A 14,709-nucleotide genomic window follows, 5' to 3' on the forward strand; every position below is an offset into this window, starting at 1 on the left:
CGCCCATAAAAAAACCGCCTGTAAAGGCGGTTTTTTCTTAGGCGGCGGTGGTTATTCCGCGTCGCCGGCCGGTTTGGCCTTCGCCTGACGGCGTTTGCCGACGTTTTTGGCGTCGCGATGGCGCACTTTTACCTTGGCCTTTTCTTTGTTCTTCGCCTTGTCTTCCGCGCGTTTGGCCAGCACTTTCTTCGATGGCTTGCCGTTGCTCTTCTCGTTCGGCACCTTGGTTTTCGGCCGCAGTTCGTCGATCACGCGTGCTTTCAGCGGCTCGTTCAGGTAACGGCCCACTTTGCCCAGCAGCAGATGGTCGTGCGCTTCCACCAGCGAAATGGCGGTGCCTTTGCGCCCGGCACGGCCGGTACGGCCGATGCGGTGTAGGTAGGTGTCCGCCGTGCGCGGCATGTCGAAGTTGAACACGTGGGTGATATCGAGGATATCCAGACCGCGTGCGGCAACGTCGGTGGCGACCAGCACGTTAACCCGGCCATCCATCATGCGTTTGACCGCTTCGTTGCGTTTGGCTTGCACCATTTCGCCTTCGAGATAGCAGGTGTTGATGCCCGCTTCGCGCAGCCAGGTGGCCAGCTCGTGCACGCGCTCGCGTTTGCGCACGAAGATCACCGATTTCTGCACGTCCGACTGCTTCAGCAGGTGGATCAGCAGCGCGGTTTTGTGCTGCACGTCATCAGCGCGGTAGTACCACTGCAGGATCTTTTTGCGTTCGCGGCGCGACGGATCGGCTTCCACTTCCACCGGCTCTTTCAGGATGCGCTCGGCGAATTCGCGGATCGCTTCGCCTTCCAGCGTGGCGGAGAACAGCAGCGTCTGGTTGCGCCAGCGGGTTTCGGCGGAGATGGTTTCGATGTCCTGCGCGAAGCCCATGTCGAGCATGCGGTCGGCTTCGTCGAGGATCAGGGTTTCCACCGCGCGGCAGTCGAAGTTCTCTTCTTTAATGTATTGCAGCAAACGGCCGGTGGTGGCGACCACCACGTCCTGGTTTTCGCTGAACACTTCCGCGTGGTTCATGTAAGCGACGCCGCCGGTGATGGTGGCGATATCCAGCGAGGTATGAGCAGCCAACTCACGCGCCTGATCGGCCACTTGCATCGCTAACTCACGCGTCGGGGTAAGGATCAGTACGCGTGGCGGACCGGATTTCTTGCGTGGGAAGTCCAGCAGGTGCTGCAACACGGGCAGCAAGAAGGCGGCGGTTTTGCCGGTGCCGGTCGGAGCCGAACCTAAGACGTCGCGCCCGTCCATCGCCGGCGGGATCGCTTCGGCTTGAATAGCGGTGGGGCGATCGTAGCCTTTATCGCGCAGTGCGAGTACCAGGCGTTCATCGAGTTCGAGTTCGGAAAAAGTGGTTGCTGTCATGGTCTACCTCTACTTGGGGCGCCGATTATAGACGGGTTGGCCGCGATCTTCACCTATTTAAGCGGAAAGCCGCTCTTTTCCCGCCGATCAGATTGCCTTATGCTACGCCAGTTTTATAGCCAGGTGGTGAGTGTGAGCAAGCGATCGAAAGCCGATTTTACCCCGCGCCGCGGGGGTTTTACCTTTAAACAATTCTTTGTCGCCCACGATCGTTGCGCCATGAAAGTGGGCACCGACGGGGTGCTACTTGGCGCCTGGGCGCCGCTGGGGCAAGCGCGTCGGGTGCTGGACATCGGCAGCGGCAGCGGGCTGATCGCGCTGATGCTGGCGCAGCGCAGCGGCGACGAGGTGACCGTCGATGCGGTGGAGCTGGATGACGCCGCCGCCGGCCAGGCGCGCGAAAACGCGGCGGAATCGCCGTGGCCGCAGCGGATCCGCGTGCATGCGCAGGATATTCACCATTATGCGCAGCAGCATGCCGCTGAGTATGATCTGATCGTCAGCAATCCGCCTTATTTCGAGCCGGCGGTGGCCTGCCGCGACCAGGCGCGCCACAACGCGCGCTACACCGAAACCCTGACGCACGATGCGCTGTTGGCCTGTGCGGCACAGCTGCTGGCGGAACAGGGAACGTTCTGCGTGGTGCTGCCGCACGACATCGGCGCCGAATTCGAACGTCTCGCGCAGCAAAACGGCTGGCAGACGGCGGCGAAGGTGAACGTCAGCGATCGGGCCGATACGCCGCTGCATCGGGTGCTGCTGGCGCTGACGCGGCGGGAAACGCCGCTGCGGGAGCAGGCGCTGGCGATCAAACAGGCCGATGGCAGCTACACCGACGATTTCCGTCGGTTGATCGCCGACTTCTACCTGTTCTACTGAAAAGAAAATGGCGCCGATTAGGCGCCCTGTCGCAGAGGTTAAGGCTGCAAAATGGTCGGCAGCGCTTCCGGCAGCAGGTCCGGATAGTCCAGCGTGTAGTGTAGGCCGCGGCTCTCTTTGCGCGCCATGGCGCTGCGCACGATAAGCTCGGCCACCTGCACCAAATTGCGCAGCTCCAGCAGGTTGTTGGAGATGCGGAAGTGAGCGTAGTACTCGTCGATTTCCGCCTGCAGCGTGTTGATGCGGCGCAGTGCGCGCTCCAGCCGCTTGGTGGTGCGCACGATGCCGACGTAATCCCACATGAACAGCCGCAGCTCGTGCCAGTTGTGCTGAATCACCACCCGTTCGTCCGCATCGTCCACCCGGCTTTCATCCCAGTGCGGCACCTGTTTGGCCTGCTGAATAAACGGCAGGCGCTGCAGAATGTCTTCCGCCGCCGACCAACCGTATACCAGGCACTCCAGCAGCGAATTCGACGCCATGCGGTTGGCACCGTGCAGACCGGTATAGCTGACCTCACCGATGGCGTACAGCCCGTCGAGATCGGTGCGGCCGTGCTGATCGACCATCACGCCGCCGCAGGTGTAGTGCGCCGCCGGGACGATCGGGATCGGCTGTCGGGTCAGATCGAAGCCCAGCGTCAGCAGCTTCTCGTGGATCATCGGGAAGTGCTGGGTGATGAACTCCGCCGGCTTGTGGCTGATGTCCAGGTACATGCAGTCGGCGCCCAGGCGCTTCATTTCATGGTCGATGGCGCGGGCGACGATATCGCGCGGGGCCAGTTCGCCGCGCGGGTCAAAATCGGGCATAAAGCGGCTGCCGTCCGGGCGCTTCAGGTAAGCCCCTTCGCCGCGCAGCGCTTCGGTCAGCAGAAAGTTGCGCGCCTGCGGATGGAACAGGCAGGTCGGGTGGAACTGGTTGAACTCGAGGTTGGCGACCCGGCAACCGGCGCGCCAGGCCATGGCGATGCCGTCGCCGGAGGAGATGTCCGGGTTGGTGGTGTATTGGTATACCTTGGCCGCGCCGCCGGTCGCCAGCACCACCGTTTTGGCGCGATAGGTTTCCACCCGCTCCAGCTCGCGGTTCCAGACGTAAGCGCCCACCACTCGGCGGGTGCCCGGCAGGCCGATTTTGTTCGAGGTGATGAGGTCAACCGCGTTGCGGCGCTCCATCACGCAAATATTGGGGTGAGCGCTTGCTTTCCCCACCAGCGTGGTCTCTACTTCCTTACCGGTCGCGTCCGCGGCGTGCAGGATGCGGCGATGGCTGTGGCCGCCTTCGCGCGTGAGGTGATAATGCGCCTCGCCTTGCGCGTTGACCTCGGTGTCGAACAGCACGCCCTGATCGATCAGCCACTGCACGCAGTGGCGCGCGTTGCCGGCGATGAATTCGACGGCCTCTTTGTCGCACAGGCCGGCGCCGGCAATCAAAGTGTCATCAACGTGTGAGGCAATGCTGTCCGTCTCATCGAACACCGCGGCGATCCCGCCTTGGGCGTAAAAGGTGGCGCCCTCGCTGAGCGGCCCCTTGCTGAGAACGGTAACCTTGCAATGCTGCGCCAGGCGCAGCGCCAGTGACAGGCCCGCAGCGCCGCTGCCGACGATCAGTACATCGCTAACATGTTCAGATGATGGTTGCATAACGTATGATGTGTGCAGAAGAAGAGTGAATTTCATGTTAGCCTAACTGTCCGGGCAAAAGCCACGGATAGGGTGACATCAACAGAAAAAACAATGGCGATATGGAACTTCGTGTTCTATATGAACTCCAAGCGAGTGCTTGCTCAGGAAAATAATGTATGGCTGGCAGTACAATTTTACGCGTGGAGACGGATTTGGGGAGAGTTTACCTCGGATGAGCGAGCAGTTAACGGATCAAGTTCTGGTCGAGCGGGTCCAAAAGGGCGATCAGAAATCGTTTAACCTACTGGTAGTGCGCTATCAGCATAAGGTGGCGAGTCTCGTTTCCCGCTATGTGCCGCAGGGCGATGTGCCCGATGTGGTGCAGGAGTCGTTTATCAAGGCCTATCGCGCACTGGAGTCGTTCCGTGGCGACAGCGCTTTTTATACCTGGTTGTATCGAATCGCCGTGAACACGGCAAAGAATTATCTGGTTGCTCAGGGGCGCCGTCCGCCATCCAGTGATGTGGACGCCAACGATGCGGAAAATTACGAAAGTGCGGGCGCACTGAAAGAAATTTCGAACCCTGAGAACTTAATGTTGTCAGAAGAGCTGAGACAGATAGTTTTCCGTACCATTGAGTCTCTCCCTGAGGATCTTCGCATGGCGATTACCCTGCGGGAGTTGGATGGTCTAAGCTACGAAGAGATAGCCGCCATCATGGATTGCCCGGTCGGAACCGTACGTTCGCGTATTTTCCGCGCCCGGGAAGCTATCGATAATAAAGTTCAACCGCTGATCCAGCGTTAGCAATGGCGGGCACAGGAAGGGTACTTAGGCATGCAGAAAGAAAAGCTTTCCGCTCTGATGGATAGTGAATCGTTCGACAGCGAGCTGTTGAGTTCTCTGTCGCAAGATCGAACGCTTCAGCAAAGCTGGCAGAGCTATCACCTGATACGTGACACACTGCGGGGTGATATCGGACAAGTGATGCATTTCGATATCGCCGATCGCGTCGCCGCTGCACTTGAGAAAGAACCTGCCCGGCTGGTGCCTTCCGCCGTTCAGGAATCTCAGCCGCAGCCTCACACCTGGCAGAAAATGCCGTTCTGGGACAAAGTGCGTCCTTGGGCGAGCCAGATTACGCAAATCGGTATGGCGGCCTGCGTGTCGCTGGCGGTGATCGTCGGCGTACAGCACTATAACCAACCTGCTGCGTCATCGAACGCGTCCGAATCGCCGGCCTTCACCACGCTGCCGATTATGGGCCAGGCTTCACCGGTCAGCCTGGGCGTCCCGGCCGACAGCTTCTCCACCGGCAGCGGCCAACAGCAGCAGGTGCAGGAACAGCGCAAGCGTATCAACGCCATGCTGCAGGACTATGAACTGCAACGTCGCCTGCATTCGGATCAGCTGCAGCTTGAACAAAGCAATCCGCAACAGGCTGCCATTCAGGTTCCCGGAACTCAGTCTTTAGGAATGCAACAGCAGTAATGAAGCAAATCTGGTTCTCCGTTTGTTTATTGACGGGCAGCCTGCTCTATTCCAGCATCGCCCCGGCGCAGCCGACTGCGTCCGGGGCGTTATTGCAACAGATGAGCAGCGCCAGCCGTTCTCTCAATTACGAGCTCGCCTACATCAGCATCAGCAAGCAGGGAATCGAGTCGTTGCGCTATCGCCATGCGGTGATCGGCAACGTGCCGCTCGGTCAGCTGTTGCACATGGATGGCCCGCGCCGCGAAGTATTGCAGCGCGGCGGCGGGATCAGCTACTTCGAGCCTGGCCTGGAGCCGTTCACGCTCACCGGCGATCACATCGTCGATGCGCTGCCGGCGATCGTCTATGCCGATTTCACCCGTCTGGCCAAGTACTACGACTTCATCTCCGTGGGCAGCACCCGCATCGCCGATCGGCCGTGTGAAGTGCTGCGCGTGGTGGCGCGCGACGGTTCCCGCTACAGTTACATCGTCTGGATGGACGAGGACACCAAGCTGCCGCTGCGGGTGGATCTGCTCGATCGCGACGGCGAAACGCTGGAGCAATATCGGGTGATCTCCTTCGCGGTCGGCGCCGAGGTGCAGGGCGCGATGCAGGGGCTGCTCAAGGCCAACCTGCCGCCGCTGCTGTCGCTGCCGGCGGTGGAGAACGTCCAGCTCAGCTGGAGCACCGGCTGGCTGCCGGCCGGGGTGGACGAGGTGGCGCGCAATCGTCGCAAATTGCCAAACGTTGCCGTGCCGGTCGAATCCCGGCTTTACAGCGACGGTCTGTTCAGCTTCTCGGTCAACGTCAGCCCGGCGGGCAGCGGAGCCGGGCAGCAATACTACCGTCAGGGGCGCCGCACCATTCAGACCGAAGTACGCTCGGGCAACGAAATCACTATCGTGGGCGAATTGCCGCCGGCTACGGCCAAGCGCATCGCCGACAGCATTTCTTTCAAGGTATCGCCGTAATGATGAAAGAGTGGGCCACGGTGGTTTCGTGGCAACAGGGCGTAGCGCTGCTGCGCTGTGAACCCAATGCCGGCTGCGGCAGCTGTACCGCGCGCTCCGGCTGCGGCGCGCGCGCGTTGAACGAGCTGGTGCCGGAAACCGAGCATCAGCTGCAGGTGCATATCGATCAGCCGCTTGAACCGGGGCAGCGCGTTGAGGTCGGCATTGCGGAAGGCAGCCTGCTGCGCTCCGCCATGCTGGTTTACTTAACGCCGCTGCTGGGCATGATGTTGGGCGGCACGTTGCTGCAATACTGTTTCGGCAGCGACGCTTCGGCGGCAGTCGGCGCCGTGCTGGGCGGCGGGGCGGCCTTTATGCTGGCGCGCCGGTTGGCCCGGCGTCTGGGCGAGCAGGCCGAGTACCAGCCGGTGGTGCTGCAGATTGGGTTGCCGCCTACCGCGATGCGCATGCAGGCGGAAAACTCCCCGCTGATTTAAACCGACGGCCGCGTCATCGCCGGGTTGTGATAGGCGGGGATGCGGTTGTGGATCATATGCTCCAACAGCGCGATGAACAGATCGGCGCTGAGCAGCGAATCGTAGTTAATCGCAAACAGCACATTTCCCTGGCCGTCGAGCAAACGGATGCCGCGCTGCGGATGGTTTTCCACCGCACGGATCTGCTCGAGCGGCACGTTTCCCCTTTCCGTGGCCAGCAAGGTGGCGCTTAGCCGCAGCGTTTCGGTCGGCGTACCTTGCCGTTTGCCCAGCAGCAGCTGCCACAGCCAGCGTGCGTCGCCCTCAACGGTGTGAAACGGCACCACCTCCCCTTGATAGAGCGCATTCAATGCCAGCGGCCCGCGCTGCTGCAGCTGTTGGTCAACGATCACGTCCGCCAGCCGCCACGAATGGGCGACGTTGCTGAAAACCGTACACCAGGGCTGATCCGCGCCGGCGCGGAACGCCGTGACGTCAAACAGCCCGCCAAAAGCTTTGCCGCCGCGAAAGCGATAGATGTCGCCGATCTTCTCAAACGGAATGAAGCGCTCTTTGTGATGGTGGCCGTCAAAGACCCGCACGCCATGCTCGTACAGGCGATAGGTCAGCGCCGGGCGCAGATAATGCCGCAGCGCCAGCAGCGTACAGCCGAGTAAAACCGTGCCCGCGCCGGCCTGCAACAGCGTGATGACTTCGCTCTCATCAATGTTGCTCAGCAGCGGCAGCACCAACAGCGCGGCCCCCACGCTAAACAGCAGCGCCGCCGCCGCCAGAATGCCCCAGTTGACCTTCGAAAAATCGTGCCGGCTCAGCATTTGCCCTTTATCGATCATATGCACCTTCCAATCAACGTACGCAGATATGCTGCTGAACCCCGGTGGGCTGCCGATGTCGTGCCCGGAATAATGTTTTGTCGCGGAGTTCACGCCCTTTCTATCCGAGGGGCGGTGGGGGCGTATATGGGGTTTTTCCTAAAGGCAGAGGGGCGAAATGGAATTCTAAGAGGTTGATCCAAATATTCTTTTCTTATAATTTCGGAGAGGGTTTATTGCGCTGCGGCCGGTTATGTATTAGCGCCGGAGTTTGACGGCCACGAAGCACCTGCAAGCCTTGGGTTCAGGCCGTATCGTCCGCGTTAACATCTGTTTTCACCCGCCGGGGTGCCCTGTAACATTTAGCTGCGCATAATAGAATGCCTTCACTGCACCGATCGCTAGGTTTTCAGTGGTGTGGCATGTAGAATGCAGCGATTCAGGTGCAAGACGGCCTAACCCATTCACTGTCGCTTTAGGTCCATGCGGGTTTCTATAGGCGAGTAATTCAGAAATACCAAGGCAGAAAAACTTTTATAATGAAGCATATACGAAATTTCTCCATTATTGCCCATATTGACCACGGTAAGTCGACGCTGTCTGACCGCATTATCCAAATCTGCGGTGGCTTGTCCGACCGTGAAATGGCCGCGCAGGTGCTCGATTCCATGGATCTGGAGCGCGAGCGCGGCATCACCATCAAAGCGCAGAGCGTGACGCTGGATTATAAGGCGCTGGATGGGCAGACCTATCAACTCAACTTTATCGACACCCCCGGCCACGTTGACTTCTCCTATGAAGTTTCCCGCTCGCTGGCGGCCTGCGAAGGCGCGCTGCTGGTGGTGGATGCCGGTCAGGGCGTAGAAGCCCAGACGCTGGCCAACTGCTACACCGCGATCGAAATGGATCTGGAAGTGGTGCCGGTACTGAACAAGATTGACCTGCCGGCCGCCGATCCGGATCGCGCCGCGCAGGAAATCGAAGACATTGTCGGCATCGACGCTACCGATGCGGTACGCTGCTCGGCCAAAACCGGCGTCGGCGTGCCTGACGTGCTGGAGCGCCTGGTGCGCGACATCCCGCCGCCGCAGGGCGATCCGGATGCGCCGCTGCAGGCGCTGATCATTGACTCCTGGTTCGATAACTACCTGGGCGTCGTGTCTCTGGTGCGCGTCAAGAACGGCACGCTGCGCAAGGGCGACAAGATCAAGGTCATGAGCACCGGCCAGGTGTACAACGCCGATCGCCTGGGCATCTTCACGCCGAAGCAGGTCGATCGCGATGTGCTGAACTGCGGCGAAGTGGGTTGGCTGGTCTGTGCGATCAAAGACATCCTCGGCGCGCCGGTGGGCGATACCCTGACGCAGGCGCGTCAGCCGGCGGATAAAGCGCTGCCGGGCTTCAAGAAAGTGAAGCCGCAGGTGTACGCCGGTCTGTTCCCGATCAGCTCCGACGACTATGAATCCTTCCGCGATGCGCTGGGCAAACTGAGCCTCAACGACGCCTCCCTGTTCTACGAACCGGAAAGCTCCACCGCGCTGGGCTTCGGCTTCCGCTGCGGCTTCCTCGGCCTGCTGCACATGGAGATCATTCAGGAGCGTCTGGAGCGTGAATACGATCTGGATCTGATCACCACCGCGCCGACGGTAGTCTACGAAGTGGAAACCACCGGCAAAGAAGTGATCTACGTCGACAGCCCGTCCAAGCTGCCGCCGTTGAACAATATCCAGGAACTGCGCGAGCCGATCGCCGAATGTCACATGCTGATGCCGCAGGAATACCTGGGCAACGTCATCACCCTGTGCGTTGAGAAACGCGGCGTGCAGACCAACATGGTCTACCACGGCAACCAGGTGGCATTGACCTATGAAATCCCGATGGCGGAAGTGGTGCTCGACTTCTTCGATCGCCTGAAGTCCACGTCGCGCGGCTATGCGTCGCTGGATTACAACTTCAAGCGCTTCCAGGCTTCCGACATGGTGCGCGTGGACGTGCTGATCAACAACGAGCGCGTGGATGCGCTGGCGCTGATCACCCACCGCGACAACTCGCAGTACCGCGGCCGTGAACTGGTGGAGAAGATGAAAGAGCTGATCCCGCGTCAGCAGTTCGACATCGCGATTCAGGCGGCGATCGGCACCCACATCATCGCGCGTTCCACCGTGAAGCAGTTGCGTAAAAACGTGCTGGCAAAATGCTACGGCGGTGACGTCAGCCGTAAGAAAAAGCTGCTGCAGAAACAGAAAGACGGTAAGAAACGCATGAAGCAGGTCGGCAACGTCGAGCTGCCGCAGGAAGCGTTCCTGGCCATTCTGCACGTCGGTAAAGACGGCAAGTAACCGCGACGAGTTCGCGAAACGAGGGAGTTTGCATGGCGAATATGTTTGCCCTGATCCTGGCGTTGGCCACCCTGGTCACCGGGATCATCTGGTGCTTCGAGCGCTTTAAATGGGCGCCGGCCCGCCGCGCGAAGATCGCGGCGGTCAACGAGCAGACCGCGGGCGCCGTAGACGATAAAACGCTGGCGAAAGTGGCGAAGCAGCCTGGTTGGGTAGAGACTGGCGCATCGGTGTTCCCGGTGCTGTTGCTGGTCTTTGTGGTGCGTTCGTTTATTTACGAACCGTTCCAGATCCCGTCCGGCTCAATGATGCCGACGCTGTTGATTGGCGATTTCATTCTGGTGGAGAAATATGCCTACGGCATTAAAGATCCGATTACCCAGACCACGCTCATTGAAACCGGCCATCCGAAGCGCGGCGATATTGCGGTATTTAAATATCCGCTGGATCCGAAGCTCGATTATATCAAGCGCGTAATTGGCCTGCCGGGCGATCGTATTACTTACGATCCGGTGAATAAGCGCGTCACGGTGCAGCCGTCCTGCAACAGCGGGCAGTCCTGCGATACCGCGCTGGCGGTGACCTACGCGGACGCCCAGCCGAGCGACTTCGTGCAGCTGTTCAGCCGCAGCGGCATGGGCGAGGCCAGCAACGGCTTCTACCAAATCCCGCTGAACGACAACGTGCCGCAGGGCGGCATTCGTCTGCGCGAGCGTCAGGAGAGCCTGGGCAACGTGACCCACCGCATCCTGACCGTGCCGGGCACGCAGGATCAGGTGGGCGCTTACTACCAACAGCCGGGCAAACCGCTGGCGGAGTGGGTGGTGCCGGCCGGGCATTACTTCATGATGGGCGACAACCGCGACAACAGCGCGGACAGCCGCTACTGGGGCTTTGTGCCGGAGAAGAATCTGGTGGGTAAAGCCACGGCCATCTGGATGAGCTTTGAAAAGCAGGAAGGCGAGTGGCCTACCGGCGTGCGTTTCAGCCGGATCGGCGGCATTCATTAATCGCTGACTTATTCTCTGTCTATTTCACGCCGCAGCCTACTGCGGCGTGAAAGATTAAGGGGATATAAACACAGCATTATGTTTCCACTCGTTGTAGAATAGTTCCTCGAGCGATAAAAAGTTGGCTCCTGCTGGGAGCCACTGCAAACGAAACAGCTTTGGATCGGCTTTCGGCGAAGCAGGCCTGTTCCGTATGCTGCAAGTTTTTGACGCATTCTTGATCTATTGGTAACTCATGAACCCCATCGTAATAAACAGGCTGCAGCGGAAGCTGGGCTACACTTTTCAACAGCAGGAGCTTTTACTGCAGGCTTTGACTCACCGCAGCGCCAGCAGTAAACACAATGAACGTCTTGAGTTTCTGGGTGACTCGATTCTGAGCTTTGTCATCGCCAATGCGCTCTATCACCGCTTTCCTCGCGTAGACGAGGGCGACATGAGCCGCATGCGCGCCACGCTGGTGCGCGGCAACACGCTGGCGGAGATGGCGCGCGAGTTTGACCTGGGCGAATGTCTGCGGCTGGGGCCGGGCGAATTGAAAAGTGGTGGGTTCCGCCGCGAGTCAATCCTGGCTGATACGGTGGAGGCATTGATCGGCGGCGTGTTCCTGGACAGCGACATCCAGACTGTCGAGCGTCTGATTTTGGACTGGTATCGCAGCCGGTTGGACGAAATCAGCCCCGGTGATAAGCAGAAAGACCCGAAAACCCGTTTGCAGGAATTTTTGCAGGGGCGTCATCTGCCGTTGCCTTCTTATTTGGTTGTGCAGGTTCGCGGTGAAGCGCACGACCAAGAGTTTACCATCCACTGCCAGGTGAGTGGTTTGAGCGAGCCCGTGGTGGGCACCGGCTCGAGCCGCCGTAAAGCCGAGCAGGCGGCAGCGGAACAAGCGCTGAAAAAGCTGGAGCTTGAATGAGCGAAGTAAAACAACACTGCGGGTTTATCGCCATCGTCGGCCGCCCGAACGTGGGCAAATCGACGTTGCTGAACCAACTGCTGGGGCAGAAGGTTTCCATTACGTCGCGTAAGCCGCAGACGACCCGTCACCGCATCATGGGCATCGACACCGATGGCGCTTATCAGGCGATCTACGTCGACACCCCTGGGCTGCACATCGAAGAAAAACGCGCCATCAACCGCTTGATGAACCGCGCGGCCAGCAGCTCGATCGGCGACGTCGAACTGGTGATCTTCGTGGTCGAAGGCACCAACTGGACCGCCGACGACGAAATGGTGGTCAACAAGCTGCGCAGCCTGCGCTGCCCGGTATTGCTGGCGATCAACAAGGTCGATAACGTCACCGACAAATCCAAGCTGTTGCCGCACATCGCGTTCCTCAGCCAGCAGATGAACTTCCTCGACGTGGTGCCTATCTCCGCCGAGAAAGGGATGAACGTTGACACCATCGCCGGCATCGTGCGCAAGCTGCTGCCGGAAGCGGAACACCACTTCCCGGAAGACTACATCACCGATCGCTCCCAGCGCTTTATGGCGTCTGAGATCATCCGCGAGAAGCTGATGCGTTTCCTGGGCGAAGAGCTGCCGTATTCGGTGACGGTAGAAATCGAACAGTTCGTGGCTAACGATCGCGGCGGCTACGATGTGCACGGCCTGATCCTGGTCGAGCGCGAAGGCCAGAAGAAAATGGTCATCGGCAACAAAGGCGCCAAGATCAAAACCATCGGCATCGAAGCACGCCAGGACATGGAACAGATGTTCGACGCCAAAGTGCATCTTGAGCTGTGGGTGAAAGTGAAATCCGGTTGGGCGGACGACGAACGTGCGCTGCGCAGCCTGGGCTATGTTGACGATCTGAAGTAACGATCCGTGGACGGCTGGGAGCGCGCTTTCGTCCTGCATGGGCGGCCGTACAGTGAAACCAGTCTGATGCTGGATTTGTTTACCGAAGGTCATGGGCGGGTGCGCTTGCTGGCGAAAGGCGCGCGCAGCCGCCGCTCCAATCTGAAGGGTTGCCTGCAGCCCTTTACTCCTCTGTTAGTGCGTTGGGGCGGCCGCGGCGAAGTGAAAACGCTGCGCAACGCCGAAGCGGTCTCCCTCGGTTTACCCCTCAGCGGCATGATGCTTTACAGCGGCCTGTACGTGAACGAACTGCTGGCGCGCGTGCTGGAGCAGGAAACCAACTACTCGGTGCTGTTCTTCGACTATCTGCAATGCCTGCAGGCGCTGGCGGCGGAAGACAGCTCGCCGGAACAGGCGCTGCGTCAGTTCGAGCTGGCCTTGCTGCACCACCTGGGCTACGGCCTCGATTTCCTGCACTGCGCCGGCAGCGGCCTGCCGGTGGATGACGCCATGACCTATCGCTATCGCGAAGAGAAAGGCTTTATCGCCAGCCTGGTGGTGGATCACTACAGCTTCACCGGGCGCGAACTGCGCGCGCTGGCGGAGCGGCAGTTTCCCGATGCCGAGACGCTGCGCGCCGCCAAGCGTTTCACCCGTATGGCGCTGAAACCCTACCTCGGCGGCAAGCCGTTGAAGAGCCGCGAACTGTTCCGCCAGTTCGTGCGCAAACAGCCGAATACGCCGGTCGACGACGCCTGACCTTTTCCCCTTTTGCCGCCCTGCGCCCGCGTGTAAACTGCTGGCACTGAAAATCGTATTTAGAGGTTGTCATGGCTGATTTGCTGCTGGGCGTCAATATCGATCACATCGCCACGTTACGTAACGCGCGCGGAACCCAATACCCGGATCCGGTTCAGGCGGCATTCATTGCCGAACAGGCGGGGGCCGACGGCATTACCGTGCATCTGCGCGAAGATCGCCGCCACATCACCGACCGCGACGTGCGCCTGCTGCGCCAGACCATCCAGACGCGCATGAATCTGGAGATGGCGGTGACCGACGAGATGCTGGACATCGCCATTGAGCTGAAGCCGCACTTCTGCTGCCTGGTGCCGGAAAAACGTGAAGAAGTGACCACCGAAGGCGGCCTGGACGTCGCCGGCCAGCTGGACAAAATGAGCGTGGCGGTTGAACGCCTGGCGCAGGCGGGCATTTTGGTCTCGCTGTTCATCGATCCCGATCATCGCCAGATCGACGCGGCGGTGGCGGTGGGCGCACCCTATATCGAGATCCACACCGGTGCCTACGCCGAAGCGCAGGGCGAGCTGGCGGTACAGGCCGAGCTGCGCCGCATCGCGGTAGCCGCCGCCTACGCGGCCAAGAAGGGGCTGAAGGTCAACGCCGGCCACGGCCTGACCTACCACAACGTGCAGCCGATTGCCGCGCTGCCGGAAATGCACGAGCTGAACATCGGCCATGCGATTATCGGCCAGGCGGTGATGTGCGGGCTGCCGGCCGCGGTTGCCGACATGAAAGTGCTGATGCGGGAAGCGCGCCGGTAATGGCGGTGCTCGGGCTGGGTACCGACATCGTTGAGATGGCGCGTATCGAAGCGGTGGTGGAGCGCAGCGGCGATCGTCTGGCGCGCCGCGTGCTGAGCGACGCCGAGTGGGCGCTGTATCAGCAGCACCAGCAGCCGATTCGCTTTCTGGCCAAACGTTTCGCCGTGAAAGAGGCCGCCGCCAAGGCGTTCGGCACCGGCATTCGCAACGGCCTGGCGTTCAATCAGTTCGAAGTGTTCAACGATGCGTTGGGCAAGCCGAATATTCGTTTGCACGGCCGTGCCGCCGAGCTCGCCGGGGAAATGGGGGTCGCCGCGATCCACGTTTCGCTGGCCGACGAACGGCGCTATGCCTGCGCGACGGTGATCGTCGAAAGTTGAAAATAGA

The 14,709-nt window shown here is 60.2% G+C and carries 15 protein-coding genes; 12 read left to right on the forward strand and 3 right to left on the reverse strand.

The genetic code is table 11. The annotated features are described in order from the left end of the window. Positions 1-51 precede the first annotated feature (51 nt). Positions 52-1,374, reverse strand: coding sequence for an ATP-dependent RNA helicase SrmB (srmB, locus tag GF111_RS18745; RefSeq protein WP_038870822.1), 1,323 nt, complete (start codon positions 1,372-1,374; stop codon positions 52-54). Between the two features lie 99 nt (positions 1,375-1,473). On the opposite strand from srmB, the gene GF111_RS18750 reads away from it, so the two are divergent. Continuing rightward, positions 1,474-2,253 carry a tRNA1(Val) (adenine(37)-N6)-methyltransferase gene (locus tag GF111_RS18750; RefSeq protein WP_038870825.1) on the forward strand — a complete coding sequence of 260 codons (780 nt, stop codon included), beginning with the start codon at positions 1,474-1,476 and terminating at the stop codon, positions 2,251-2,253. 38 nt (positions 2,254-2,291) lie between these two features. Here GF111_RS18750 and nadB read toward each other — a convergent pair whose 3' ends face one another. Beyond that, entirely contained in the window at positions 2,292-3,893 is a 1,602-nt protein-coding gene (gene nadB / locus GF111_RS18755) for an L-aspartate oxidase (protein WP_016929796.1), read from the reverse strand. A gap of 214 nt (positions 3,894-4,107) precedes the next feature. Here nadB and rpoE point away from each other — a divergent pair, with 214 nt between their 5' ends. From rpoE to rseC, 4 genes are read left to right on the forward strand one after another with little or no spacing between them, the layout of a single operon-like run. Further along, positions 4,108-4,683 (forward strand): RNA polymerase sigma factor RpoE, encoded by a 576-nt coding sequence (gene rpoE, locus GF111_RS18760; protein WP_004929136.1) that lies wholly within the window; start codon positions 4,108-4,110, stop codon positions 4,681-4,683. Between the two features lie 30 nt (positions 4,684-4,713). Continuing rightward, positions 4,714-5,367, forward strand: coding sequence for an anti-sigma-E factor RseA (rseA, locus tag GF111_RS18765; RefSeq protein WP_162419943.1), 654 nt, complete (start codon positions 4,714-4,716; stop codon positions 5,365-5,367). Continuing rightward, the gene (gene rseB, locus GF111_RS18770; RefSeq protein WP_038870833.1) at positions 5,367-6,323 is read left to right on the forward strand and encodes a sigma-E factor regulatory protein RseB; all 957 of its coding nucleotides are present in this window, start codon (positions 5,367-5,369) and stop codon (positions 6,321-6,323) included. The genes rseA and rseB overlap by 1 nt, the downstream gene beginning before the upstream one ends. Next, a complete protein-coding gene (gene rseC / locus GF111_RS18775) occupies positions 6,323-6,799 on the forward strand; it encodes a SoxR-reducing system protein RseC (RefSeq protein ID WP_147190322.1) in 477 nt (158 codons plus the stop codon). The genes rseB and rseC overlap by 1 nt, the downstream gene beginning before the upstream one ends. On the opposite strand, the gene GF111_RS18780 is transcribed toward rseC, so the two are convergent. Further along, positions 6,796-7,632, reverse strand: a complete 837-nt coding sequence (locus GF111_RS18780) for a hypothetical protein (RefSeq protein WP_134267946.1) — start codon at positions 7,630-7,632, stop codon at positions 6,796-6,798. The two genes, rseC and GF111_RS18780, sit on opposite strands and share 4 nt — an antisense overlap. A gap of 518 nt (positions 7,633-8,150) precedes the next feature. Between GF111_RS18780 and lepA the strand changes: the two genes are divergently transcribed. The 7 genes from lepA (at position 8,151) to acpS (ending at position 14,702) form a co-directional block, all read left to right on the forward strand. Further along, positions 8,151-9,950 carry a translation elongation factor 4 gene (gene lepA, locus GF111_RS18785; RefSeq protein WP_038870842.1) on the forward strand — a complete coding sequence of 600 codons (1,800 nt, stop codon included), beginning with the start codon at positions 8,151-8,153 and terminating at the stop codon, positions 9,948-9,950. Between the two features lie 32 nt (positions 9,951-9,982). Further along, complete coding sequence (gene lepB / locus GF111_RS18790; RefSeq protein WP_033644122.1) at positions 9,983-10,960, forward strand: signal peptidase I; 978 nt, start codon at positions 9,983-9,985, stop codon at positions 10,958-10,960. Positions 10,961-11,195: 235 nt separating this feature from the next. After that, positions 11,196-11,876, forward strand: a complete 681-nt coding sequence (gene rnc, locus GF111_RS18795) for a ribonuclease III (RefSeq protein ID WP_004929158.1) — start codon at positions 11,196-11,198, stop codon at positions 11,874-11,876. Continuing rightward, positions 11,873-12,781, forward strand: a complete 909-nt coding sequence (gene era / locus GF111_RS18800) for a GTPase Era (RefSeq protein WP_004929162.1) — start codon at positions 11,873-11,875, stop codon at positions 12,779-12,781. The genes rnc and era overlap by 4 nt, the downstream gene beginning before the upstream one ends. Before the next feature lie 6 nt (positions 12,782-12,787). Continuing rightward, positions 12,788-13,519, forward strand: coding sequence for a DNA repair protein RecO (gene recO, locus GF111_RS18805; protein ID WP_004929165.1), 732 nt, complete (start codon positions 12,788-12,790; stop codon positions 13,517-13,519). A gap of 71 nt (positions 13,520-13,590) precedes the next feature. Then, positions 13,591-14,322 carry a pyridoxine 5'-phosphate synthase gene (pdxJ, locus tag GF111_RS18810; protein WP_038870846.1) on the forward strand — a complete coding sequence of 244 codons (732 nt, stop codon included), beginning with the start codon at positions 13,591-13,593 and terminating at the stop codon, positions 14,320-14,322. Next, on the forward strand, positions 14,322-14,702 hold the full coding sequence (gene acpS, locus GF111_RS18815) for a holo-ACP synthase (protein WP_019452319.1): 381 nt from the start codon (positions 14,322-14,324) through the stop codon (positions 14,700-14,702). The genes pdxJ and acpS overlap by 1 nt, the downstream gene beginning before the upstream one ends. Positions 14,703-14,709 lie beyond the last annotated feature (7 nt).

This window comes from Serratia sp. HRI (genome assembly GCF_010119335.3).
Taxonomy (GTDB): Bacteria; Pseudomonadota; Gammaproteobacteria; order Enterobacterales; family Enterobacteriaceae; genus Serratia; species Serratia nevei.

Excerpts from the sequence above, each read along its gene's own strand:
- era (WP_004929162.1), top strand. The coding sequence starts at position 11,873 with ATGAGCGAAGTAAAACAACACTGCGGGTTTATCGCCATCGTCGGCCGC.
- rnc (WP_004929158.1), top strand. The coding sequence starts at position 11,196 with ATGAACCCCATCGTAATAAACAGGCTGCAGCGGAAGCTGGGCTACACT.
- nadB (WP_016929796.1), bottom strand. The coding sequence starts at position 3,893 with ATGCAACCATCATCTGAACATGTTAGCGATGTACTGATCGTCGGCAGC.
- rseA (WP_162419943.1), top strand. The coding sequence starts at position 4,714 with ATGCAGAAAGAAAAGCTTTCCGCTCTGATGGATAGTGAATCGTTCGAC.
- rpoE (WP_004929136.1), top strand. The coding sequence starts at position 4,108 with ATGAGCGAGCAGTTAACGGATCAAGTTCTGGTCGAGCGGGTCCAAAAG.
- GF111_RS18750 (WP_038870825.1), top strand. The coding sequence starts at position 1,474 with ATGCTACGCCAGTTTTATAGCCAGGTGGTGAGTGTGAGCAAGCGATCG.
- lepA (WP_038870842.1), top strand. The coding sequence starts at position 8,151 with ATGAAGCATATACGAAATTTCTCCATTATTGCCCATATTGACCACGGT.
- GF111_RS18780 (WP_134267946.1), bottom strand. The coding sequence starts at position 7,632 with ATGATCGATAAAGGGCAAATGCTGAGCCGGCACGATTTTTCGAAGGTC.
- acpS (WP_019452319.1), top strand. The coding sequence starts at position 14,322 with ATGGCGGTGCTCGGGCTGGGTACCGACATCGTTGAGATGGCGCGTATC.
- rseC (WP_147190322.1), top strand. The coding sequence starts at position 6,323 with ATGATGAAAGAGTGGGCCACGGTGGTTTCGTGGCAACAGGGCGTAGCG.
- rseB (WP_038870833.1), top strand. The coding sequence starts at position 5,367 with ATGAAGCAAATCTGGTTCTCCGTTTGTTTATTGACGGGCAGCCTGCTC.
- pdxJ (WP_038870846.1), top strand. The coding sequence starts at position 13,591 with ATGGCTGATTTGCTGCTGGGCGTCAATATCGATCACATCGCCACGTTA.
- srmB (WP_038870822.1), bottom strand. The coding sequence starts at position 1,374 with ATGACAGCAACCACTTTTTCCGAACTCGAACTCGATGAACGCCTGGTA.
- lepB (WP_033644122.1), top strand. The coding sequence starts at position 9,983 with ATGGCGAATATGTTTGCCCTGATCCTGGCGTTGGCCACCCTGGTCACC.